The organism is Mesorhizobium sp. P2_C7 (genome assembly GCF_056404515.1).
The window spans coordinates 98116-120046 of the sequence record NZ_JBFUDW010000012.1 but is presented as its reverse complement, the minus strand read 5'-3'; the positions used below and the strand labels follow the sequence as shown (position 1 = coordinate 120046).

The window sequence follows — 21931 nt, the reverse complement described above, 5'->3', positions numbered from 1 at the left end:
CGGCGTGGATTCCTATGAGTCCACAGTTGACCAGATTGGGCCCAAAAAGGACACCGGGCGTCAGGACGATTTTCCCCGGCTCGATGGCACATTGATTGACGGTACTGACGACGCAAATGGTAAGCCTCGTGCGGCAGCGATAGTTGATGTCCTGATCAAGGGACTATGACGAGTATGTCAGCGGCTTCGGAAGGCATGGCGGCCACGTAAGGCTCGGTCTCGCTCAATCGTGCAGATCGGCGCCACCCGTCTCACGACGTCAGGGTGGCGAAAAAGGTGGTTCAGTCGAAGAACCTGGCGTCCTCTTCCAGCAGATGCTTCTTGGCGGCCTTGGCGTCGATGTCGAGACCAAGCCCGGGGGCTTCGAGCAGATCAATCATCGAATCCTTCACAATCTGCTTGGGCAGGCCGATGACGATGTCGTTCCACCATGGGTCGGAGGCGCTCGGGTATTCGAAGGCGATGTAGTTGGCGGGCAAGGTGGCGCAAACGTTGATCAGCGCGCCGAGACCGAGGAGGCCATTCGCGGTGCCGTGCGGCGCCATCAGGATCGAGTGCATATAGGCGTGTTCGGCCACCCATTTGAGCTCGGCGATGCCTCCGATATCGGCGGGGTCCGGACCGATGACGCGTACTGCCTGCGTCTCGATCAGTTCCTTGAAGTTGTGACGCAGGTAGATCTGCTCTCCCGTGTGGATGGGCGTGGAGGTGGATGTGGTGAGTTCGCGGTAGGCCTGCGGATTGACCCACGGCACATAGTCGCCCGTCAGCATATCCTCGAGCCACATGAGATTGTATTTTTCCACCGCCTGCGCGAAGCGGATCGCGTCGGGCAGGAACCAGCCGGGGCCGCAATCCAGCGCGAGCGAAACCTTGTCACCGAGCACTTCCTTCATGGCGATGACGCAGTCGATCATATGCGCCATGCCGCGCTCGCTGATCTGCCCCTGGTCCATCGCGCCGTGATAGGTCGGCGGCTGCCGGACACCGTAATGGAAGTCGGGTACGCTCGTCTTCATGTTGGAGTGGAAGCTGATCCCCTGCTTCACCATGAAGAAGTTCTGCGGTTGCTCCATCATCCATTTGACATCCGCCGCATAGTCCTCGGGCCTGTCGCCGGTCCTTTTCTTGCGGATGGAGCCGTTATAGACCCGCACCTTGTCGCGGACCTTGCCGCCGAGCAATTTGTAGACCGGAACGCCTGCCGCCTTGCCGGCGATGTCCCACAAGGCATGCTCGATTGCAGAAACAGCGGCGCCATAGGGCTTGAACGAGCCGCGCTGGCGGATCTTCAGCATGCAGCGCTCGACGTCGGTCGGGTCCTCGCCGATCAGTGCGTCGCGAAAATGCAGCACCCAAGGCTTGAGATAAGGCTTGGTGTACTCCACCTCGCCCAGACCGTAGAGGCCCTCGTCAGTGACGACGCGAACGATGGGATGCCGCCCGATGACGGCGCAGCGCAGGTCGGTGATCTTCATGGCGCAGTCCTATTTCACAGACGAGAAAGCTGTCGGCGTGAGCAGCTGGCTGCTGATATTGGCAATGATCTGCCCGTCGCGCTCAGACTCGTCCCGAGCCCTGTGCCATCCCGGATCGGCGACGAAAGCCGCCCATTTCACCTCACGCTCGGCCAGCGACTCCCAGGCGAGGAAATAGGTGAGGCGATTGCTGTTTTCGCCGATAGCCGTGGTGAAAAACCCGGCTTGGCGGATGCCATGCCTCTCCCAGATGGCCAGCGTTTGGTCGGAAAAGCGCTTGAGCAAAGCCGGCAGCCTGCCCGGCAGGCAGTCATAGATACGCAGTTCGTAGATCATGGTTTCGTCCGTTTCTTTCTTCGCCTCTCCCTTGGGAGGAGGTCGACACGAATGGTCGGTCGTTGGCCCTGTGAGCCTGGGGGGAATGTGGGCATGGGGTCTGGGCTAACTCCAGGTCCGGTCCCAGCTATGTTCATTGTCCCATTGCTCGGTGGATTGCCATATCCCTGTGACACCGGGCTGCAGGTGTTGGCTGATGACTTCATCGACCACGTCGTCGATGCCCAGGCCCGGCTTGTCGGGCACTGTAATGAACCCGTCCTTGACCAGTGGCTTGGGCAAGCCGGTGACGATGTCGTCCCACCAGTCCACTTCCACGCTGTGATATTCGAGCGCCATGAAGTTTTCCGTGGCCACCGCGACATGCGCGGCGGCCATTGCCGCGATCGGGCTTTCCGCCATGTGAATGGCCATGGCGACGCCGTGGTCCAGCGCCGCGTCGCCGATCTTCTTGGTCTCGAGGATGCCGCCGGTGGTAAGCAAGTCCGGATGGATGACCGAAATGCCTGAGTTGAGCAGCGGCTCGAAGCCTTCCTTGAGGTAGATGTCCTCACCCGTGCAGATCGGCACGGACGTTGCCTCCTGCAACCTCCGATACTGGTCGGTGTACTGCCAGGGGATCACGTCTTCGAGCCAGGCTGGTGCGTATTTCTCGATCCGCCGGGCGAGACGGATGCCGTCCTGCAGCGAGACGTGACCGACATGGTCGATGGCGAGCGGAATCTCATAGCCGATCACCTCGCGGACCTCGTGGATATATTGATCGAGCAGGTCGATGCCCTTTTCGGTGAAGTGGAGGCCGGTGAAGGGATGCGGCACGTTCTGCGCGTCGTAGGCGGCATTACGCGCCCGGCGCTCGTCCAGCGTGCGTGCTCGCCCGCGGCCGGCATGCGTGCGGAAACCGTCGAGCACGCCAGCCGGCGCGACGACCGCGCCTGGGATGTGGGAGATCTGCGCCAGCCCGAGGTCCATCTTGAGGAAGGTGAAACCGAGGTCCATCCGCGCCTTGAGCCGCTTTCCGGTCTCGGTGCCGCTGGGCTTGTCCGCGTCGGTGTCGCAATAGACTCGCACCTTGTCGCGGAACCGTCCTCCAAGCATCTGGTAGATCGGCACGCCATAGGCCTTGCCGGCGAGATCCCAGAGAGCGATCTCGATTGCCGAGACACCACCACCCTGCCGCCCATGACCGCCAAACTGCTTGATGCGGCGGAACAGTCGGTCGATGTCGCAGGGATTCTCGCCCAGCAACCGGCTCTTCAGCATCAGCGCATAGGTGGCGCTGGCGCCGTCGCGCACCTCGCCAAGCCCAACGATGCCCTGGTTGGTGTAGATCTTGATAAGCGCTGAGGTGAACGGCGCGCCGACGATTTCAGCGACGCGCAGGTCCGTGATGCGCAGGTCGCTGGGCCTGGAATTCGTGTTCACCCGATTGAGCGCCCCGTCGGCTCCACCTGTCTTTGGCATGACTTATCCTCATTCTGGTCGGCGGGGTTTGTCGAAAGCACGCCGGGGCGGCATGGAGCGTTGCTAGCCCAGCTCTATCTCGTTGGCCTGCAGGTAGTCGCGGTTCATCTCAACGCCGAGACCAGGCTTCGACGTCAGCTTGAGGCTGCCGTTCGAAACGTCGAGCGGTCTGTCGATCAGGTGATCGTATTTGCCCAGGTTCCACTCCGACGTTTCGAGTTTGTAGAAGTTAGGCACCGTCATCATCACCTGCGCTCCCGCAACCACGTTGATCGGCCCCGCGGCGTCGTGCGGCGAGACCGGGATGTAATAGGCTTCGCACAGGGCGGAAATCTTCTTCAGTTCGGTAATGCCGCCGGTCCAGGTGACGTCCGGCATGATGTAGTCAGCGAGCTTGTTCTCGAGCACCGGCACGAAATCCCACTTCGTGTGGCCGCGCTCGCCCCACGAGATAGCGGCACTGACCTTTTCACGCACCTGCTTGAGGGCGTTGAGGCTCTCTGGCGGGCAAGGCTCCTCAAACCAGTCGATCTGGCCGGCTTCCTCAAGGCTCCGGCACAGGCGAATGGCGGTGGGAACGTCGAAGCGGCCATGCGCGTCGATCAGGATGTCGACATCGGGGCCTGCCGTCTCGCGAATCAGCGCCGTGAGTTCGGCCGCTTCGCGCTCGTCCTTGCGGGTCATGCTGCCGTCGAGGTAGCCGTCCCGCTGTTCTCGCGACAGGCCGTCCGCGGTGCGACCCTGGTGGGGGAAAGGGTCGAACTTGAGCCCGGTGTGTCCGGACTCGACGATGTCTCGAATTTCGCGGACCACGGCCTCCTTGCTGGTAAATTTGGCCTGGTTGGGATGGGTGTAGAGCGCGATTTTATCGCGTACCGGTCCACCCAGCAGTTCGTAAATCGGCTTACCAAGGACTTTGCCGCGGATGTCCCAGAGGGCTATATCGATGGCGCTCACGCATTCGACGGCGGCGCCGCGGCTGCCCATATAGGTGAAGCTGCGGAAAATCTTGTGCCAGAGGTGCTCGATCCGCGATGGATCCTCGCCGGTTACGGCGATGCCGATCTGCCGAAGGATCGTGCAGAGCGCTCGGTTGGCGAGCCTGGTGGTGGTTGTGATCTCTCCCCAGCCGCTCACCCCCTCATCGGTCGTCACTTCGACGAACAGGTACTCTCCCCAATATGAAGCATCGGACTTGATCAGCCACGGCCGAACGCTCGTGATTTTCATCTCTCAACTACCTTTATCTGATTGTCAGGCTAACGATGTTCCAGATTGGAGAGGCTATCCGGCCCGAGCGGCGTTACGCGCACGCATCTGTTCGAGAACATGCCGGCCGGAACCCTCGACATGGCGGGAAATGAGGTCGGCGGCCTTGTCAGCCTCTCCCGCCTTCACGAGTGCGATGAGTTCCCGATGCTCGCGAAGGATTGCGGCGCGCCGTGCGAGCGTRAAATTGAATCGCCGGCTTACGGCCCGCAGCACCTCGCGATGCTTCCACCAAAGCTCGGCGGCATGGCGGTTATAGTGCCGCTGGTACATCACGGTGTGAAAGGCGGTATCGAGTTCACTGTGCCTGAACGTGTCGGCAAAGTTGTTCTCTTCAATCAGGCCTTGGATACGTTCGAGTTCGGCAATGTCTTCGACGGTCGCCATATTCACAAACCATCGCGTCAGGGCTGGCTCGATCAGGACTCCGATCTCGTAGATATCTCGCACAAAATCCTGATCTATGGGCCGGACACGCGCCCCGCGGTTGGCGACAAAAGTGACGAAGCCCTCCCCGCGCAACAGCTGCAGAGCCTCGCGCACGGGGTTGGTCGAGGTGCCGTGGCGCCGGGCGAGATCGGTCACCACAAGCCGCTCGTTGGCGGCGAGCCGCCCCTCAATGATGTCTTCCCTGATCAGTTCATAAAGCGAGGCGCCCTCGCTGGAGGCCCCGATGGGATCAATCCCCGCGGGTGGCTCTGCTTTAAAATCGCTTGTTTCGGCCAAGGCCGGCTCCCCAATTCAATACACACTTTGATCGATATCACGCACGGTTTCCATAAACAATGTACGATTTATCGCGTTGACAGACAATCCATGATCTGAAAACGTACAAAGTGCTCGAAGGGATACACAGAACAGGAAGACGTTCCGCGATCGAACGAGCATGGACCGCTTGCCTCGAAGCAAAGCGGCATGGGAGAGAACCTGGAGGATACCTATGACGAGGATTACACTCGGCGGTGCCGTCCTGCGCGGCACTGTCTCCACTGCTTTAGTGGTATCGCTGTCCGCATCGGCGCTGGGTGCGCCGCCGGTCGATTTGAGCAAGTGGTCGCCGGAATATGTGCGTTCCATTGCGGGCACGCAGGATTTTGATACGGCGGCCGATTGCGGCAAAGTCACCCCGCTCGACTACAAGGGGCGACTGACTTTCTGGTATCAGGGCGTGTTCGAGGGCGATCCCGACCTCCTGCGCCAGTACTACAAGGAGTTCTTCGAGACCTTCCGCAAGACCTATCCAAACATCCAGCTCGAGGAACAGGCCCTCACCTACAACGACCTTCTTGACAAGTTCCGCACGGCGCTCCTGGGCAATGCCGCGCCGATGGCGGTCCGACTGCAAATCCTGGGTGGTACCGAGTTCGCCGCAAAGGGCTATCTGCAGCCGCTCAAGCCCGAGGATGTGGGGTATTCGACCGAGGATTTCTGGCCCGGCGCCATGAAGGCGGTGACCTGGGACGGGGTGACCTACGGCATTCCAACCAACAACGAGACGATGGCGTTCATCTGGAACGCCGACGTCTTCAAGCGTGCCGGCCTTGATCCGGACAAGGCTCCGGCGACCTGGGACGACGTGGTCAAATATTCCAAGCAGATCCACGACAAGCTCGGCATTTCCGGTTACGGCCTCGTGGCTCGCAAGAATGCCGGCAACACGCCGTACCGGTTCATGCCGCAGCTGTGGGCCTACGGCGGCGGCGTCTTCGACGAAGCCACCGCAAACCCGACCTACAAGGAGGTCGAACTCAATAGTCCCCAGAGCAAGGCGGCGCTGCAAGCCTCGTACGATATGTATGTTCGCGACAAGTCGGTTCCGGTGTCGGCACTCACCAACCAGCAGGCAGATAACCAGCCGCTGTTCCTCGCCGGCCAGCTCGGCATGATGGTCTCGCACCCGTCCGACTACAACGTCATGCTAGACCTGCAGAAAAAGGCGACGGGCACCGACAAGGACAAGGCACAGACCGTCATCGACAACATGCGCTACGGGCTGATTCCGACTGGCCCAGACGGCAAGCGCGCCGTTGTATTCGGCGGCTCGAACATTCACATCCTGAAGCCCGAATATGTCGAGGGCGGCAAGGTGGACGAGCCGGCTGCAAAGGCCATCATCTGCATGTGGACAAGCCCTGAATGGTCGCTGAAGATGGCCTACGCCGGGTCGAACCCGGGCAACCTCAACGGCTTCAAGACCAAATGGATGAAGGAACGTCTGGACAGCATCAAGTTCCTCGATGTCACGACGTCGATGCTGCCATACGGCATCCCGTTTCCAGCGCTGCCGCAGTCTCCCGAGATCATGAACATCATCGTCCCGGACATGCTGCAGAATGCCCTGACCGGAGCGATGACCGTCGATCAGGCAGCGGACGACGCGGCTGAAAAGGTGAAGAGCCTGGTGGAAGGCAAACTCTAGTTTGAACCTGGCTTACGATTCGACCGGCCTGCACCGACGGTGCAGCCGGTTCGTTCCAAGGAAAATAAGGGCGCGCCATAGTGACGATCGTGACCGGTAAGGCCGAGGCTCGCCGAAGATTGCAATCCGGTAGGTCCGGCGTGCTGCGGAGGGTATGGGAGCATCGCGCCGATTACGCCTACGTGCTCCCGGCGATCGCCGTGATGCTCATCGTCATCGCCTATCCGATCTATTACACAATCGAGCTGTCGTTTTTTAAGACGCCGCCAGGCCTACAGCTGCGCGACAAGATCTACGTCGGCTTCGACAACTACACGAACATCCTCACCAGTCCGGTGTTCTGGAAAGTCACCTGGAACACTATGATCTGGACACTGGCATCGACTTTCATCTCCTTCGTCCTGGGGTTTGGCTCCGCGCTGGCGCTCCACCGCGACTTTATCGGCCGTGGCGTCCTGCGCGCTATCCTGATCATTCCCTGGGTTATCAGCGCGGTCGCCGCTTCCTACATCTGGAAGTGGATCTACCATTCGGACTTCGGGGTCATCGGTGCGGTGCTGGTCGGTCTCGGATTGGCCGACCGGCCGCCGAATTTCATCGACAACGTCAGCACGGTGCTGCCCTCCCTGATCGTCGTCAATATCTGGCGCGAGTTTCCGTTTGCCATGATCATGATGATGGCTGGCCTGCAGACCGTCCCCGAACAGCTGCTGAGCGCTGCAAAAGTCGACGGGGCCAGTGCGTGGCAGCGCTTCTGGCACGTAACCTTCCCGCATCTGAGCAGCGTCTCGACAGTGACCATCCTGCTGCTCGCAGTGGCCAACTTCAATTCCTTCATCATCCCCTGGATCATGACCGGCGGCGGGCCGTCCAACGCATCGCATATCTGGATCACCCACATTTATGAGCTCGCCTTCGGACGACAGCTCTGGGGCGTGGCATCGGCCTATTCGGTGCTCCTCTTCCTCATCCTGATGACGCTGGGTTACTTCTATGTCCGTGCGCTAAGCGGCAACGAACGCAAAGAGGGGAGCGCATGAGCACGATTGCCGAGACAGCCTCTCGGGGTCAGGCCCGTCGCCGAATGCGTGTCGACGGATGGCGGTGGGGCGGGCGCATCTTCCTTGTGTTCATGCTGCTTTACACCGCGTTGCCGATGATCTGGATGCTGCTCACTTCGATCAAGTCGGGCTTTGCGGCGATGCAATTCCCGCCGCAATGGTGGCCAGACGAGCCTACCCTCGCCAGCTACCAGAAGCTGCTCGATCCGCAGAACAGCGTCGGTCAGGACTTCCTCCGCTTCTTCTGGAACAGCCTTTTCGTGTCGACTGCCACGACAATCCTTTCGGTGATCGTGGCTGTCCCGGCGGCCTACGCCTTCTCGCGCTTCCGTTTCCCCGGCCGGAACTTCCTGTTCTTCGCCGTGCTGCTGCGCAACATGTTCCCGGCTGTGATCTTTCTCGTGCCGCTGTTTATACTGATGCGCATGCTCGGGCTGGTGAACACGCATGGCTCGCTGATCCTCACCTATCTCACTTTCGGCCTGCCGCTGGCGATCTGGCTGCTCAAGGGCTTCTACGACAACATCCCGGTGCAGCTCGAGCAGGCGGCGCGCATCGACGGGGCGACGCGGTTCCAGGCCTTCATCCTGATCGTGATGCCGCTTTCGACGCCCGGGATCATCGCCACCGCGATCTATTCCTTCATCGGCGCGTGGAACGAGTACATCTACGCCTACACCTTCCTTTCCAAGAACGAGCAGTTGACCCTGCCGGTCGGCATCCAGCGCTTCTTCTCGGAAAACACGACGGACTTTCCGGGCCTGATGGCGGCCAGCTTTATGATGAGCGTGCCCGTCGTCGTGTTGTTCCTCGTCCTGCAGCGATACTTCGTACGCGCCCTTACAGAAGGCGCGGTCAAACACTAGGGAGTTGCCGATGGCCCACGTGGTCCTCAAAGATCTCGTCAAGACCTATGGCGGCTTCAAAGCTGTCAACAACGTTTCGCTGACGGTCAACGACGGCGAGTTCGTCGCGCTCGTCGGTCCTTCAGGCTGCGGCAAGACAACCACGCTCAATCTCGTTGCGGGGCTGATCCCGATCACGTCGGGCGACATCGTCATCGGCGACCGCGTAGTCAACGACCTCGACCCCAAGGATCGGGACATCGCAATGGTGTTCCAGAACTACGCGCTCTATCCGCAGAAATCGGTCTATAAGAACCTGGCGTTCCCGCTGCAGATGCGCAAATTGCCCAGGGACGAGATCGACAAAAAGGTCAAGGACGCGGCGCGAGTGCTCGACATGACGCACCTGCTCGAGCGTAAGCCGCGCGAACTTTCCGGAGGGCAGCAGCAGCGTGTAGCCCTGGGCCGTGCCCTCGTCCGCGACCCGGCCGTGTTCCTCATGGACGAGCCGCTCTCCAACCTGGATGCCAAGCTGCGCGTGCAGATGCGGTCGGAGATCAAGCGCTTCCACCAGGACCTCAAGGCGACGATCATCTATGTGACGCACGACCAGCTCGAAGCCGTGACCATGGCCGACAAGATGGCGGTGATGAACGGCGGCTTCCTGCAGCAATACGATTCGCCGGCGCAGGTCTTTGCCCATCCGATGAACATGTTCGTCGCAAGCTTCATCGGCAGCCCGGCGATGAGCCTTATTCCGCTGCAGGCATCGACAGCGAACGGCAACGCCGTGTTGACCAGCGCGGAGGGCTGGAGCCTCGAGCTCTCGCCGCGCAACGCCCGCAAAGTCGCGGGGGCAACGACCAAGAAAGTCGTGCTCGGCGCACGTCACTCGACGATCAAGCTCCACAAGAGTGCAGTGCCAGGCAGCGTCCCGGCAAAGGCCTACACGGTGGAGCCGACCGGAGACGTCACCTTCGTTCAGGCGTTCCTGTCCGGCGCAATCGTCAATGTCAGCGTGCCGCCGACCATTGCCGTCGCGCCCGATGAGCAGATCTGGCTCGAGTTCGACCAGGAGCGCATGCATCTGTTCGACGGCGAAACTGAAATGGCCCTCAAGGCCGATTGAGACCGGGCGGATGCTTGTGGGACGTGGGCTTGGATGACTACGAAGCTTAAGATCACTGCGATCAAGCCCTATCCGGTGTGGGTGGGAACGCGCAACCAGATGCTCGTCAAGGTCGAGACCGATCACGGCATTTTCGGCTGGGGCGAGAGCGGCTTGAGCGGTCGCGAGAGGGCCGTGGCCGGCGCGGTCGAGCACTATCGCGAGTTTCTCATCGGCCGCGATCCCATGCAGATCGGGCGGATCTGGCAGGAAGTCTATCGCAGCCAGTACTTCGAAGGCGGGCGCGTTCTGCAGGCGGCGATTTCCGCCATCGACATCGCCCTTCACGACATCAAGGGCAAGGCGCTTGGAGTGCCGGTGTACGAACTGCTCGGCGGCAAGCAGCGCGACCGCATCCCCACCTTCGCCTCGACCGGAGACGAGGCCGAGGGCGATGTTGCCATCGAACGAGCCCGCGAACTGCGCGCACAGGGGTGGCAGGCGATCCGCTTCTTCCCCGTCGGGCAAAGCAGCAGGGACATCTTCGAGCCTCGCGAATCGATCGGCGTTACCGCGACCATGCTGAACAAGGCGCGCGAGGCGCTGGGCGACGACGTCGTCCTCGGCATCGACTATCACCATCGGCTGTCGGTGGCCGAGGCGGCGAGCTTCTGCAACAAGCTCGGCCGTGGCGTGCTTGATTTCCTCGAGGAGCCGATACGCGACGAGACACCGGAGGCCTACGAATCCCTGCGGACGATGACCGACATCCCCTTTGCCATCGGCGAGGAATTTGCCAGCAAGTGGCAGTTCCTGCCCTACATCGAGCGCGGCATCCATCAGTTCAACCGGCTCGATATCTGCAATGTCGGCGGGTTCACCGAGGCGATGAAAGTCGCTGGCTGGAGCGAGGCGCACTATGTGGACCTGATGCCGCACAATCCCCTCGGCCCAGTGTGCACGGCCGCGACCGTGCATCTCGCCGCCGCGGTACCCAACTTCGCGTGGCTTGAGACTAGGGCGCCCGAAAGAAAGCTGGGCTTCGACAATTCCGACTTCTTCCCTGTGCAACCACAACTCGACGGCCCCGATTATCCGGTCAGCGACCTGCTGGGGCTCGGCGTCGAGGTCAACGAAGAGGCAGTCCAGGCGGAGAGCTTTCGTTTCTGGGAAGCGCCTCACCTCAAGCGCCGCGACGGTTCTGTTACCAACTGGTAGTTCCATCCACCGGAGTCTAAAATGACGCATACCCCCGACATTACGCGACCGCCTAAAGACCTGATCGACGCGCTAAGGGAAATCGGCGCCGCGACGGTTGCCGGCACGCTTGGCCACATGGGTTTCCGCAATCCGCACATGGTCGGTCCCGTGCCGCAGAACCGCGGGAAGTCGATCGTCGGGCCGGCGCTGACGCTGCAGTTCCTGCCGCAGCGGCCGGACCTCTTCAACGAGGGAGAATATGCCGATCCGGAGACGCAACTGCACCGGCACGTGCTCTATCACGCGCAGGAGGGCGACGTGGTCGTGGTCGACGCGCGTGGCGACATGAGCTCTGGCGTCTTCGGCGATATGATGTCGACGTATTTCAAGGGCAGAGGCGGCGCGGGTATCGTCATCGATGGCTGCATGCGCGACCGGCCCAATGTCGAAAAGCTCGATCTGCCGCTGTGGCTGCGCGGCTGGACGCCAAATTATCATGTGCAGACCAGCATCTATCCCAATGCCGTCAACGTTCCGATTGCCTGTGGCGGTGTCACGGTGATCCCCGGCGACATCATCGTCGCCGACGACGACGGGGTGGTGGTGCTTCCCGTGGCAATGGCCGCAAAAGTGATCGATGAATCGCAGAAGCATCACGATTGGGAGGAGTTCTCACGAGCGAAGCTCATGGAGGGCGGGTCTCTCCAACGATATTATCCGCTGCATGACGATGCCCGCGGGGAATACGAGGCGTGGCGCAAAGCGAACCGCCTGGAGAACCCAAGTTAGCGCTCCCCTGCGGCGGGCAGCGGACCTACTGGCGGCAACGCCGGCGTCTACGCAACAACTGGGAGTAATTTCGCCATAGGCGTCGCTTTCGATCTGGCAGTCTGGACTAGCGAGATCCAGCCCCCGAAGTACGCCGAATGTCACGCCAAATTGGCGACACCAATGAAGCGCCGACGCTAGGCGTAGTGACATTCTCCCGGCTGCCAAAATGGCGTGCTGGCAGCGGGCGATCGGCGCTTCGCCCTTGGTCTGGTTCACGACCCACTTCTATGATTCCGACCAGTGCGCGAACAAACTCAACCATATCGTTTGCCGTGATGGCTGCCTTGTCGGGGCTTTGCCCAACGTGCTCGGCGGCTTCGCAACATGTGCGGCGAATGAGATCGTAGTGTAAATCCCTTTCATCCTCCGGCAACGCGGCCAATTTCATGGCCCTGCGATGGATCAATCGCAGCAATTGTTCGAGAGCTGTTCCGACACTCATGCGTTTTCCCCGCATTGGTCGAGCGTCCCGCGGCTCCAAGGACACGCGTTGGAACGTCGATGGGGAGGGCATTCCCCCGTCCCCATCGGGAAGGCTGCATCACAGCCGTTAATATATCGTTGCTGGCTAATATAAGAAGCTTCATCGAGCGGCGAGCGCGGAGTGGCGACTGATCTTGTTGATGAAGGTAACGTTGCAAAATCCGGGCCCGTCCAAACGCAACAACTGTGGTACAGGCGGATCGCCAAGCGAACTCGGCCCTGCAACGTGAGAATCCCATGCGAACAGTGTTGCGCACCCTCTTCCTCGGCCTCGCCGCGGCCAGTCTGTCTCCCGCCAGGGCCTCGGCCGGCGATTGCGGCGATGTTGTCGCCCTGGTGCAGCAGGCCTATCCCAAGGCCAAGAAGAACGTCGACGGCGCCTCGCTGATCCTCGAACCACACATCAGCATCCCCCTGACGCTCCCGGACTACGAAAACCCAGTTGGCCTGGTCTGCAAGGTCTGGCCTGCCCATGATGACCTGCTGCTGGTCGCAGTGCCGCTGATCGACAGCGCCGTATCCAGCGATGACGGGCATGTTGGCGATATTGAGCTTCTGGTCGTCGACAGGAAGAGCCTGGGCGTGCGCCAGCGCCTGCTCCAGCCCGGCCTGATGACCGATGACGCCATCGCCATCCGCAAGGTCGAATTCGATACCGGTCGCTATCGGCTGGCACCCGATGTCTCCGCCTTTGGCCTGCGCATCGAACTGGCAACCCATTCGCAGGCCAATCCATTCAACGAAACCGGCCTGCGGCTCTATGCAGTCGCCGGCGACACCCTGCACTTGGTGCTCGGCGGCCTTGCCGTGACCGGCCATGGCGGCGAAGGCGACGCCAGTTGCGCCGGATCCTTTCATTCCAGCCAGGTCAGCCTGGCGATGGGCGCGGCGAGCCACCATGGCTATCACGACATCACAGCGATCGAGCAGGCGGATACCGACGAACCCTTGCCCGACAAGGATGGCGAGTGCCAGTCTCATCCAGGCAAGTCCGTGAAGCGGACCTACCGGCTACGCTACGACGGCGCCCACTATCCGGTCCCGGCGGCGCTCAAGGCAATGGAGCCGTGAGAAAGCCGCTCGCGTCGAGAAGGCCTGCTTGCACGCGGAGGGCCGCCGCGCGATAGATGTGTTGCTTTGGGAGGATACATGCGGAAAATCTTGGCATCGGCATTGCTGCTGGCGGTCGCGTCATTTGCACACCCCGCCCTGGCGCTGGACAGCAGCGGCACGCCCGTCGTCGTGACGCCGCTGGCATCACGCACGACGACTGCTTCCGGCCAGCCGATCACGCTGCCGCAGAAGAACGTGCAGGTTTTGGTGTCGACTTATGACATTGCACCGGGTGCGACCTTGCCGGTCCACAGACACCCCTTCCCGCGCTACGCCTATGTCCAGGCGGGGACGCTGAAGGTCACCAATGTCGAGACCGGCAACAGCAACACATACAAGACCGGAGATTTCATCATCGAAATGATCGGCCAATGGCACCAGGCCACCAACATCGGCGATGGTCCGGTCAAGCTGCTGGTGATCGACCAGGTCGAGGAAGGCGCCAAGAACACGGAGTTGCGCCAGTAGCGGCCAAGGCCGACGCGCCTTTGCTCCAAGGCTAGCCCCAGGCGCCGACCATCTGCCGTGTCGTGGCATTCAGCCGGTTGAAGGCATTGATCAGGGCGATCTGGATGACCAGGGCGGCGAGCGCCTTTTCATCGTAATGCCGCGCGGCCTCGTCCCAGACGTCGTCCGGCACCGCGTCGGGCCGGTCGGCGAGCCGTGTGCCGGCCTCGGCCAGCGCCAGAGCCGCGCGCTCGGCATCGGTGAAGTACGGCGTCTCCCGCCATGCCGCGAGGGCAAAGACGCGCTCGTCCTTTTCGCCGGCCTTCTTCAACTCGCGCGCATGCATGTCGACGCAGAGGCTGCAGGCGTTGATCTGGCTGGCTCGCAGATGAATGAGCTTGCGCGTCACATAGGGTAATTCGGCCGCTTCGGTCGACTTGTCCAGCGCCAGCAGCGCCTGCAGGGATCCGGGAATGAGCACCACCGGATTCTTGATCCTTGCTTGCATGGTCTTCTCCTTGAAGGGTTTCGTCAGGGCGTGTCTCGTCGGGCCCGGATGCCGCGCATCCAGGCTTTCTGAGTTCGGATAGTGAGATTAATAACCATCCGGTTATGATTATTCAATAACTCAACGGTTATTTGACTGTCAAGCAGGGAGTTTACCGCCTGGCCCAAATGGCCGAGCGCTGTTCACGCTTTCGCGCCAACCGGCCCGATGCTACGGCTTGCGGCGACATCATCGATTGGATTGCCCCTTGACCAAAGAAACTCGCCTGCCGCTGATCGAAATCTGTGTCGAAGGCATTGATGGCCTGCTGGCCGCGCAGGCGGCCGGCGCCGATCGGGTCGAACTGTGCGCCAGCCTCATTGAAGGTGGCATCACGCCGAGCCTAGGCACGGTGCGCGCTGCCCTCGACCAGGCGACCGTGCCTTTCCACGTCATGGTGCGGCCGCGCGGCGGCGATTTTCTCTACAGCGAAACTGAGTACGCCTCGATGCTCGCCGATGTCGCAGCGCTGCGCGACCTCGGCGTGCCCGGCGTGGTGTTTGGCTGCCTGAACGCCGATGGCACCATCGACGAGGCGCGCATGAGTGAATTGACGCAAGCCGCCGGCTCCTTGAACGTCACCTGCCACCGCGCCTTCGACATGACCCGCGACCCCACCGAGGCGCTCGAAGCACTGATCCGCAGCAAGGTCGGCCGCGTGCTGACCAGCGGCCAGCGCGACACAGCGGTCGAGGGCATGTCGCTKTTGGCGGATCTGGTTCGACAGGCCGGCGCCCGCATCGTCATCCTCGGCTGTGGCGGGCTTGACCTCGGCAACATCGCCGAAGTGCGCAGAAGGACCGGGTTGTCAGAAATGCATTTCGCCGCTCTCAAGGACGTGCCGAGCGCCATGGATTACCGCAACTCGCATGTCGGCATGGGCGGCTCCGACCTCGACCGCGAGTACCGCAACACCTTGACCGACACGGACCTCGTGGCGGCCACCATTGCGGCTGTGAAGGCATGAGCGCGACCCCTGCCCCGATCAGCCTTGTATCGGCCGAAGACGAAGCGGCGATCCTCGCGCTCAACAACGAGCACGCAGCCGAACTGTCATGGCTGGAGCCCGAACGGCTATCTTTCCTGCTCGGCGAGGCGTTTTACACGCGGCGCATCGGCAATCTCGAAGCGTTCATCATGACCTTCGACCAGGACGCCCGTTACGACAGCCCGAACTTCGTCTGGTTCCGCGAACGCTACCCCCGCTTTGTCTATGTCGACCGTGTCGTCGTGGCAGCACAAGCGCGTGGCCGCGGCCATGCGCGCCGGCTCTATCAGGATCTGTTCGGCCACGTTGAGCGCGCCGGCCACGCGCTGGTCACCTGCGAGGTCAACACTGACCCGCCGAACCCCGCCTCGGATGCCTTCCACGCCGCGCTTGGCTTCGCCGAAGCCGGCGACGCCGTCATCCACGGCGGCAAGAAGGCGGTGCGCTACTACATCAGACGGATTTCCGACTGATACATCAGGCGAATCTATCCTGATACATCAGGCAGATCGCCGCCTGATACATCAGGCGAATCTCCGCCTGATCCCTCTGGCGCTGGCCACACAAAGAAGCCGCAGCTAATATGAATGTTTCCGCCAACCGGAGGAAACGCGATGCCGAGCAACGTCTTTCGATTCGACGAAAACTGGCACATCCCCGAAGGCACGCCGCAGGAAGTGTGGGAGGTGCTCTCGGATGCCGAACTGCTGCCGATCTGGTGGGGCGATGTCTACAAGGAAGTGGTGCCACTCGACAGGAAGGGCAAGGCGACCATCGGTTCGCGCGCAAGGGCACGGGCTCGCGGCGCCCTGCCCTACGAGCTGAACTTCATCATCGAGGCCGCCGAACTCGAACCTGGCAGGCTGGTGGTGGTGAAAACCCTTGGCGATTTCGACGGGCTGTGGCGGGCGGAATTGTCGCCGTCCGGCACCGGCACCCATGTGCAATTGACCTGGCAGGTCACGGTACTTCGGCCGATCCTCAAATTCCTCGCACCGCTGCTGCGGCAGGCCTTCGCCTGGAACCATCGCTGGACGACGCCGCGCGGCGAAGCCGGCCTCAAGCGGTATCTGACGGACAAGAAGCGCCGGTCGGCTTAGGGCCGACAGCGCTGCGGCATTACCAGTTGCGGTTGAGCCATTCGCGTGCCGGTCGCTCGACGATGTAGTAGCTGCAAAGCGCGCAGACAAAGACCCCGGCCAGCATCGGGATCGGAGCGCTGCCTTGCTCGTAGACAAATTTGTAGAACGGTTGCTGCCACAGATAGAGCGAGTACGACCACAGCCCCAGCGTCGCCATCGGCCAGGAGGACAGCAATCCGGTCAGATAGCGCGGGCTGAAATCGAGTGCGTTGACGGCCAGCGCCAGCAGCGGCACCGCGAAGAGATAGTGGATCGGCGTCGGCACTGGATCGAGGAACAGAAGAACGGCGAAGACCGATGCCGCCAGCGCCACATGCCTGCCTCGGAAGATCGCCGGCAGCCTGCCATCGGCCTTGAGCAGGCAGATCGAGGCCGACAGCAGGATCGAGGCGATATGCACATCGGTGCGCCAGTAGGTGGTTTCGTAGTCCATCCCGAACACCCAGTACGAAACCGCTCCATTGGCCATGGCAAGCAAGGCCAGCGCCAGGAGCAGCACGACGACGCGAGAGCGGCTCAAGACGACGACGCTGATCAGCGCCAGGATGATATAGGCGTGCTCCTCGATGCAGAGCGACCAGATATGGTCGAGTGCGCCCGCCCGCGTGACGAGAATGCCGGCATAATTGTAGGTGAATGTCAGCGCGGTCAGCGCCGCCTTCCATTTGAAGGCGATGAATGTGCCGGAGAGCGCAATCATGGACACGACAACGAAGACCAGAAGTGCCGGATAGATGCGGGAGAAACGGCGCTTGAAGAACTTCTTCAGCGGGTAGCGCTCGATGAACAGGATCTCGCTCATCAGCCGGCCGCTGAGCACGAAGAAGAATTCGACGCCCAGCACACCCAGATTGATCCCGGGAACAGGAAAGAAATGGCCGATCAGCACCAGGGCAATCGACAGGCCGCGCCAGCCATCGAGATAGGCCAGTCTTGTTCTGGCCGCTCTGTCGGCGACGGGTCGGGACGCAACGACATGCGTCGCGGAGATGTCGGTCATGCCGGCTCCCTTCGCATTGAAAGATGCTGAAAGGGTCGCAGGCCGTGATCGACACTAACAACCCGGCTCGCGTTTGGTCACCGGCATAGTGCAGTGCAATATCGCTTTGTGCAAGTGCGAGATTGTCGCTGACGCAGTTCCTGGCGAAGTCTGGACGGGAATTGCTTCAAGCAAACGGTTGGCGCGCGTCGGCGATTCCATCGGAACCGACCGCACGCGAAAAGGGGCCGCAGGGGCCCCTTTCCTTGTGCGCGGCTGATGGTGTCAGGCGGTGGCGGCAGCCACAGCGCGCTTGGCCATCACCGCGATCAGATTGGCGCGGTAGTCGGCCGAAGCGTGGATGTCGGTCATCAAATTCTTCGCTGGTACCTTCACGCCTTCGAGCGCCGAGGCCGCGAAATTCTTGGCCAGGGCTGCCTCAATCTCCTTCGAACGGAAGACGCCGTCATCACCGGCGCCAGTGACGGCGACGCTGACGCCATCCTTGCCTTTGGCCACGAACACCCCGACGATCGCGTAGCGCGATGCCGGGTTGCGGAACTTTTCGTAGGCCGCCTTGGCCGGCGCGGTGAAGCTGACCGCAGTGACGATCTCGCCGTCCTTCAACGACGTCTCGAACAGACCCTTGAAGAACTTGTCTGCGGCGATCTCGCGCTTGTTGGTGACGATAGTGGCGCCCAGTGCCAGCAGCGCCGCCGGATAGTCGGCCGCCGGATCGTTGTTGGCGATCGAGCCGCCGATCGTCCCCCGGTGGCGCACCGCCGGATCGCCGATCAGCGACGCCAGATGGGCAAGCGCCGGGCAGACCTTCTTCAGCTTCTCGTCATTGGCAACGTCGTAATGCGTGGTCGCGGCGCCGATGGTCACCGTCTTGCCCGACACCTTGACCCCCTGCAACTCCTTGATCTTCGACAGGTCGACAAGATCGGAGGGCGCGGCAAGCCGTGTCTTCATCGCCGGGATCAGCGTCATGCCGCCCGAAAGCAGCTTCGCATCGCCCGCCTTGACCAGTTTGGCGGCGTCGGCGACCGAGGCGGCGCGGTGATAGTTGACCGAATACATGCTCGTTCCTCCTCAGTGTTTCGTCGTCGCGCGGATCGCTGCCCACACGGTGGACGGCGATGCCGGCATGGCAAGATCGTTGCTGCCGATGGCGTCGGTGATGGCGTTGATCACCGCCGGCGGCGAGCCGATGGCGCCGGCTTCGCCGCAGCCCTTGATGCCGAGCGGATTGCCCGGGCATGGCGTGTTCGACGTCGAGACCTTGAACGACGGCAGGTCGCCGGCGCGCGGCATGGTGTAATCCATGAAGCTCGCGGTTAGCAGCTGGCCGCCATTGTCATAGTGGGCGCCTTCGAGCAGCGCCTGGCCGATGCCTTGCGCCAGTCCGCCATGCACTTGGCCCTCGACGATCATCGGGTTGATGATGTTGCCGAAATCATCGGCGGCGACGAACTGGATGATCTCGGTCATGCCGGTTTCCGGATCGACCTCGACCTCGCAGATGTAGCAGCCGGCCGGGAAGGTGAAGTTCGACGGATCATAAAACGCCGTTTCCTTCAGCCCGGGCTCCATGCCGCCCGGCAGATTGTGGGCGGTGTAGGCGGCGAGCGCCATCTGGAACCATGGCACGTTCTTGTCGGTGCCGGCGACCTTCAGCGCGCCGTTCTCGATGATGATGTCGCCCTCGTCCGCTTCGAGCAGATGAGCGGCGATCTTCTTGGCCTTGGCCTCGACCTTGTCGAGCGCCTTGACGATGGCCGACATGCCGACAGCACCCGAGCGCGAGCCATAGGTGCCCATGCCCATCTGCACCTTGTCGGTGTCGCCATGGACGATCGAGACCGAATCGAGCGGCACACCGAAGCGTTCGTTGACCAGTTGGGCGAAGGTCGTCTCGTGGCCCTGGCCGTGGCTGTGCGAGCCGGTCAGCACCTCGATCGTGCCGACGGCATTGACCCGCACTTCCGCTGATTCCCACAGGCCGACACCGGCGCCCAGTGAACCTACGGCCGCCGAGGGCGCGATGCCGCAGGCCTCGATGTAGCAGCTCATGCCGATGCCGCGCAGCAGCCCCTTCTTGGCTGCGGCAGCCTTGCGCTTGGCAAAGCCGGCATAGTCCGACGCCTTCATTGCCGCGTCGAGCGAAGCGGCATAGTCGCCGGCGTCGTAGCACATGATGACCGGCGTCTGGTGCGGGAACGAGGTGATGAAGTTCTTGCGGCGCAACTCCGCGGGTGAGACGCCGAACTGGCGCGCGGCGGTCTCCATCATGCGTTCCATGACGAAAGTTGCTTCCGGCCTCCCTGCCCCGCGATAGGCATCGACGGGTGCGGTGTTGGTGTAGATCGCCTTCACATTGGCGTGGATGGCGGGGATGTTGTACTGGCCCGACAGCAGCGTCGCATAGAGGTATGTCGGCGTCGCCGACGAGAATAGCGACATGTAGGCGCCGAGATTGGCCTTTGTCTCGACCTTCAGGCCGAGGATCTTGTGATCGTTGTCGAAGGCCATTTCAGCATGGGTGTGATGGTCGCGGCCATGTGCGTCGGTCAGAAAACTCTCGGTGCGGTCGGCCACCCATTTGACCGGCACGCCGGTCTTCTTCGACGCCCACAGGCAGACGATCTCTTCGGGATAGATGTAGATCTTCGAGCCGAAGCCGCCGCCGACATCGGGCGCTATGACGCGCAGCTTGTTTTCCGGCGCGACGTTGTAGAAGGCACTCATCACCAGCCGCGCCACATGCGGGTTTTGTGAGGTCGTCCAGCAGGTGTAGTGATCCTCGGCCTTGTCGTAGTGGCCAAGCGCCGCGCGCGGCTCCATGGCGTTGGGCACGAGGCGATTGTTGATGATATCCATCTTGACGACATGGGCCGCCTTCCTGAACGCCGCAGCTGTCTCGTCGGCATTGCCGATGTCCCAGTCGAAGATCAGGTTGTTGTCGGCCTCGGGGTGGATCTGCGGCGCACCCTTGTCCATCGCCTTCGAGGCATCGACGACGGCCTTCAGTTCCTTGTAGGTGATCTCGACCGCCTCGGCGGCATCACGCGCCTGCCCCTTGGTCTCGGCCACGACGATGACGACGGCATCGCCGACGTAGCGGACCCGGTCGAAAGCAAGTGGCGACCACGCCCCCATCTTCATCGGGGAACCATCCTTGGAGTGGATCATCCAGCCGCAGATGAGGTTGCCGATGCCGTCGGCCTTGAGCTCCTTGCCGGTCAGCACGCCGATGACGCCGGGCATGGCTTGAGCCTTTTTGACGTCGATCTTCTTGATCTGCGCATGCGCGTGCGGGCTGCGCACGAAGGCTGCGTGCTTCATGCCGGGAACCACCATGTCGTCGACATAGCGGCCGGCGCCGGTGATGAATCGTTTGTCTTCCTTGCGCGCGACCCGAGCGCCAACACCTTCAATGCCCATCAGAAATTCCTCCCGAAATGCTGAAATAGCGAATAGTGAATGGCGAATTGTGGTGAGTTGGCGTTTCGTCAGACTGCTGACTATTCGCTACTCCCTATTCGCAACTCACTTCCTTCTCACGCCGCTTGCCTGGCCTTGCCCTTCGACCCCTTGGACATCGTCTTCGATGCGGCAAGGATCGCCTTCACGATGTTGTGGTAGCCGGTGCAGCGGCAGATGTTGCCCTCGAGCTCTGTGCGCACCGTCGCTTCGTCGAGGCCTTCGGGGTGGCGGTTGATCATGTCGGTCGCCGTCATGATCATGCCCGGCGTGCAGAAGCCGCACTGCAGCCCGTGATGTTCCTTGAAGGCGGCCTGCACCGGATGCAGATCGGCACCATTGGCAAGGCCCTCGATCGTCACCACGGTCGAGCCGGAGGCCTGTACCGCGAGCATCGAGCAGGATTTGACCGCCTTGCCGTCGACATGGACGACGCAGGCGCCGCATTGCGAGGTGTCGCAACCGACATGCGTTCCGGTAAGGCCGAGATTTTCGCGCAGGAAGTGAACCAGAAGCGTTCGGTCTTCGGCAGCGCCGCTGACCCGTTTTCCGTTCACCATCAACGAAACGTCCGACATGCTTCCTCCCTGGGTATCAACCTTGGTCATCACGCTGGCCGACGCGGTGTTGGCGCTTTGGCCATGCGTTATTCGTACACTGCACAATGGACAAAAAACAGCACGTCGCAAACTCGTTACATTGTACTTTCGGTCATGGGCTGGGCCCAAACGCGCG

Annotated in this window: 22 protein-coding genes; 11 read left to right on the top strand and 11 right to left on the bottom strand. The window is 61.7% G+C overall.

The window, feature by feature from the left end; all coding sequences use genetic code 11:
* Positions 1-281: 281 nt before the first annotated feature.
* The 5 genes from AC1D2G_RS23660 to AC1D2G_RS23640 all read right to left on the bottom strand — a co-directional run bounded on the left by AC1D2G_RS23660 (position 282) and on the right by AC1D2G_RS23640 (position 5273).
* Entirely contained in the window at positions 282-1478 is a 1197-nt protein-coding gene (locus tag AC1D2G_RS23660; protein WP_477416991.1) for a mandelate racemase/muconate lactonizing enzyme family protein, read from the bottom strand.
* 9 nt (positions 1479-1487) lie between these two features.
* Positions 1488-1814, bottom strand: a complete 327-nt coding sequence (locus tag AC1D2G_RS23655; RefSeq protein WP_095087556.1) for an NIPSNAP family protein — start codon at positions 1812-1814, stop codon at positions 1488-1490.
* Between the two features lie 105 nt (positions 1815-1919).
* The gene (locus AC1D2G_RS23650; protein ID WP_477416989.1) at positions 1920-3278 is read right to left on the bottom strand and encodes a mandelate racemase/muconate lactonizing enzyme family protein; all 1359 of its coding nucleotides are present in this window, start codon (positions 3276-3278) and stop codon (positions 1920-1922) included.
* Between the two features lie 63 nt (positions 3279-3341).
* Positions 3342-4508: a mandelate racemase/muconate lactonizing enzyme family protein gene (locus AC1D2G_RS23645; RefSeq protein ID WP_477416987.1), complete on the bottom strand. Its 1167-nt coding sequence runs from the start codon at positions 4506-4508 to the stop codon at positions 3342-3344.
* Between the two features lie 54 nt (positions 4509-4562).
* Complete coding sequence (locus AC1D2G_RS23640; RefSeq protein ID WP_477227464.1) at positions 4563-5273, bottom strand: GntR family transcriptional regulator; 711 nt, start codon at positions 5271-5273, stop codon at positions 4563-4565.
* A 214-nt stretch (positions 5274-5487) separates the two neighbouring features.
* Here AC1D2G_RS23640 and AC1D2G_RS23635 point away from each other — a divergent pair, with 214 nt between their 5' ends.
* From AC1D2G_RS23635 to AC1D2G_RS23610, 6 genes are all read left to right on the top strand, one after another.
* On the top strand, positions 5488-6966 hold the full coding sequence (locus tag AC1D2G_RS23635; protein WP_095087549.1) for an ABC transporter substrate-binding protein: 1479 nt from the start codon (positions 5488-5490) through the stop codon (positions 6964-6966).
* Positions 6967-7046: 80 nt separating this feature from the next.
* Entirely contained in the window at positions 7047-8006 is a 960-nt protein-coding gene (locus tag AC1D2G_RS23630) for a carbohydrate ABC transporter permease (RefSeq protein ID WP_457153281.1), read from the top strand.
* Complete coding sequence (locus AC1D2G_RS23625; protein WP_477416985.1) at positions 8003-8893, top strand: carbohydrate ABC transporter permease; 891 nt, start codon at positions 8003-8005, stop codon at positions 8891-8893. The genes AC1D2G_RS23630 and AC1D2G_RS23625 overlap by 4 nt, the downstream gene beginning before the upstream one ends.
* Positions 8894-8903: 10 nt before the next feature.
* A complete protein-coding gene (locus AC1D2G_RS23620; protein WP_477288119.1) occupies positions 8904-10001 on the top strand; it encodes an ABC transporter ATP-binding protein in 1098 nt (365 codons plus the stop codon).
* Between the two features lie 33 nt (positions 10002-10034).
* Positions 10035-11198 carry a mandelate racemase/muconate lactonizing enzyme family protein gene (locus AC1D2G_RS23615; RefSeq protein WP_477416983.1) on the top strand — a complete coding sequence of 388 codons (1164 nt, stop codon included), beginning with the start codon at positions 10035-10037 and terminating at the stop codon, positions 11196-11198.
* Positions 11199-11219: 21 nt separating this feature from the next.
* Entirely contained in the window at positions 11220-11969 is a 750-nt protein-coding gene (locus AC1D2G_RS23610) for a ribonuclease activity regulator RraA (protein WP_477416981.1), read from the top strand.
* 106 nt (positions 11970-12075) lie between these two features.
* Here AC1D2G_RS23610 and AC1D2G_RS23605 read toward each other — a convergent pair whose 3' ends face one another.
* Positions 12076-12453 (bottom strand): hypothetical protein, encoded by a 378-nt coding sequence (locus tag AC1D2G_RS23605; RefSeq protein WP_477416979.1) that lies wholly within the window; start codon positions 12451-12453, stop codon positions 12076-12078.
* 278 nt (positions 12454-12731) lie between these two features.
* Here AC1D2G_RS23605 and AC1D2G_RS23600 point away from each other — a divergent pair, with 278 nt between their 5' ends.
* On the top strand, positions 12732-13565 hold the full coding sequence (locus tag AC1D2G_RS23600; RefSeq protein ID WP_477416977.1) for a PA3715 family protein: 834 nt from the start codon (positions 12732-12734) through the stop codon (positions 13563-13565).
* A gap of 78 nt (positions 13566-13643) precedes the next feature.
* On the top strand, positions 13644-14075 hold the full coding sequence (locus AC1D2G_RS23595) for a cupin domain-containing protein (protein WP_457153148.1): 432 nt from the start codon (positions 13644-13646) through the stop codon (positions 14073-14075).
* A 31-nt stretch (positions 14076-14106) separates the two neighbouring features.
* Here the strand turns inward: AC1D2G_RS23595 and AC1D2G_RS23590 are convergent, their stop codons facing one another.
* Positions 14107-14562, bottom strand: coding sequence for a carboxymuconolactone decarboxylase family protein (locus tag AC1D2G_RS23590; protein ID WP_477416975.1), 456 nt, complete (start codon positions 14560-14562; stop codon positions 14107-14109).
* Positions 14563-14809: 247 nt separating this feature from the next.
* Between AC1D2G_RS23590 and AC1D2G_RS23585 the strand changes: the two genes are divergently transcribed.
* From AC1D2G_RS23585 to AC1D2G_RS23575, 3 genes are all read left to right on the top strand, one after another.
* Entirely contained in the window at positions 14810-15568 is a 759-nt protein-coding gene (locus tag AC1D2G_RS23585; protein ID WP_477416973.1) for a copper homeostasis protein CutC, read from the top strand.
* A complete protein-coding gene (locus AC1D2G_RS23580) occupies positions 15565-16062 on the top strand; it encodes a GNAT family N-acetyltransferase (protein ID WP_477416971.1) in 498 nt (165 codons plus the stop codon). The genes AC1D2G_RS23585 and AC1D2G_RS23580 overlap by 4 nt, the downstream gene beginning before the upstream one ends.
* Before the next feature lie 141 nt (positions 16063-16203).
* Positions 16204-16689: an SRPBCC family protein gene (locus AC1D2G_RS23575; protein ID WP_477416969.1), complete on the top strand. Its 486-nt coding sequence runs from the start codon at positions 16204-16206 to the stop codon at positions 16687-16689.
* A 19-nt stretch (positions 16690-16708) separates the two neighbouring features.
* On the opposite strand, the gene AC1D2G_RS23570 is transcribed toward AC1D2G_RS23575, so the two are convergent.
* The 4 genes from AC1D2G_RS23570 to AC1D2G_RS23555 form a co-directional block, all read right to left on the bottom strand.
* Positions 16709-17731: an acyltransferase family protein gene (locus AC1D2G_RS23570; RefSeq protein ID WP_477416967.1), complete on the bottom strand. Its 1023-nt coding sequence runs from the start codon at positions 17729-17731 to the stop codon at positions 16709-16711.
* A gap of 264 nt (positions 17732-17995) precedes the next feature.
* Positions 17996-18793: an FAD binding domain-containing protein gene (locus AC1D2G_RS23565; RefSeq protein WP_477416965.1), complete on the bottom strand. Its 798-nt coding sequence runs from the start codon at positions 18791-18793 to the stop codon at positions 17996-17998.
* 12 nt (positions 18794-18805) lie between these two features.
* Complete coding sequence (locus AC1D2G_RS23560; protein ID WP_477416963.1) at positions 18806-21157, bottom strand: xanthine dehydrogenase family protein molybdopterin-binding subunit; 2352 nt, start codon at positions 21155-21157, stop codon at positions 18806-18808.
* A gap of 116 nt (positions 21158-21273) precedes the next feature.
* Entirely contained in the window at positions 21274-21774 is a 501-nt protein-coding gene (locus tag AC1D2G_RS23555) for a (2Fe-2S)-binding protein (protein WP_095088065.1), read from the bottom strand.
* Positions 21775-21931 lie beyond the last annotated feature (157 nt).

Excerpts from the sequence above, each read along its gene's own strand:
- AC1D2G_RS23560 (WP_477416963.1), bottom strand. The coding sequence starts at position 21,157 with ATGGGCATTGAAGGTGTTGGCGCTCGGGTCGCGCGCAAGGAAGACAAA.
- AC1D2G_RS23610 (WP_477416981.1), top strand. The coding sequence starts at position 11,220 with ATGACGCATACCCCCGACATTACGCGACCGCCTAAAGACCTGATCGAC.
- AC1D2G_RS23660 (WP_477416991.1), bottom strand. The coding sequence starts at position 1,478 with ATGAAGATCACCGACCTGCGCTGCGCCGTCATCGGGCGGCATCCCATC.
- AC1D2G_RS23580 (WP_477416971.1), top strand. The coding sequence starts at position 15,565 with ATGAGCGCGACCCCTGCCCCGATCAGCCTTGTATCGGCCGAAGACGAA.
- AC1D2G_RS23575 (WP_477416969.1), top strand. The coding sequence starts at position 16,204 with ATGCCGAGCAACGTCTTTCGATTCGACGAAAACTGGCACATCCCCGAA.
- AC1D2G_RS23570 (WP_477416967.1), bottom strand. The coding sequence starts at position 17,731 with ATGACCGACATCTCCGCGACGCATGTCGTTGCGTCCCGACCCGTCGCC.
- AC1D2G_RS23605 (WP_477416979.1), bottom strand. The coding sequence starts at position 12,453 with ATGAGTGTCGGAACAGCTCTCGAACAATTGCTGCGATTGATCCATCGC.
- AC1D2G_RS23615 (WP_477416983.1), top strand. The coding sequence starts at position 10,035 with ATGACTACGAAGCTTAAGATCACTGCGATCAAGCCCTATCCGGTGTGG.
- AC1D2G_RS23635 (WP_095087549.1), top strand. The coding sequence starts at position 5,488 with ATGACGAGGATTACACTCGGCGGTGCCGTCCTGCGCGGCACTGTCTCC.
- AC1D2G_RS23565 (WP_477416965.1), bottom strand. The coding sequence starts at position 18,793 with ATGTATTCGGTCAACTATCACCGCGCCGCCTCGGTCGCCGACGCCGCC.
- AC1D2G_RS23625 (WP_477416985.1), top strand. The coding sequence starts at position 8,003 with ATGAGCACGATTGCCGAGACAGCCTCTCGGGGTCAGGCCCGTCGCCGA.
- AC1D2G_RS23595 (WP_457153148.1), top strand. The coding sequence starts at position 13,644 with ATGCGGAAAATCTTGGCATCGGCATTGCTGCTGGCGGTCGCGTCATTT.
- AC1D2G_RS23555 (WP_095088065.1), bottom strand. The coding sequence starts at position 21,774 with ATGTCGGACGTTTCGTTGATGGTGAACGGAAAACGGGTCAGCGGCGCT.
- AC1D2G_RS23655 (WP_095087556.1), bottom strand. The coding sequence starts at position 1,814 with ATGATCTACGAACTGCGTATCTATGACTGCCTGCCGGGCAGGCTGCCG.
- AC1D2G_RS23645 (WP_477416987.1), bottom strand. The coding sequence starts at position 4,508 with ATGAAAATCACGAGCGTTCGGCCGTGGCTGATCAAGTCCGATGCTTCA.
- AC1D2G_RS23620 (WP_477288119.1), top strand. The coding sequence starts at position 8,904 with ATGGCCCACGTGGTCCTCAAAGATCTCGTCAAGACCTATGGCGGCTTC.
- AC1D2G_RS23590 (WP_477416975.1), bottom strand. The coding sequence starts at position 14,562 with ATGCAAGCAAGGATCAAGAATCCGGTGGTGCTCATTCCCGGATCCCTG.
- AC1D2G_RS23600 (WP_477416977.1), top strand. The coding sequence starts at position 12,732 with ATGCGAACAGTGTTGCGCACCCTCTTCCTCGGCCTCGCCGCGGCCAGT.
- AC1D2G_RS23650 (WP_477416989.1), bottom strand. The coding sequence starts at position 3,278 with ATGCCAAAGACAGGTGGAGCCGACGGGGCGCTCAATCGGGTGAACACG.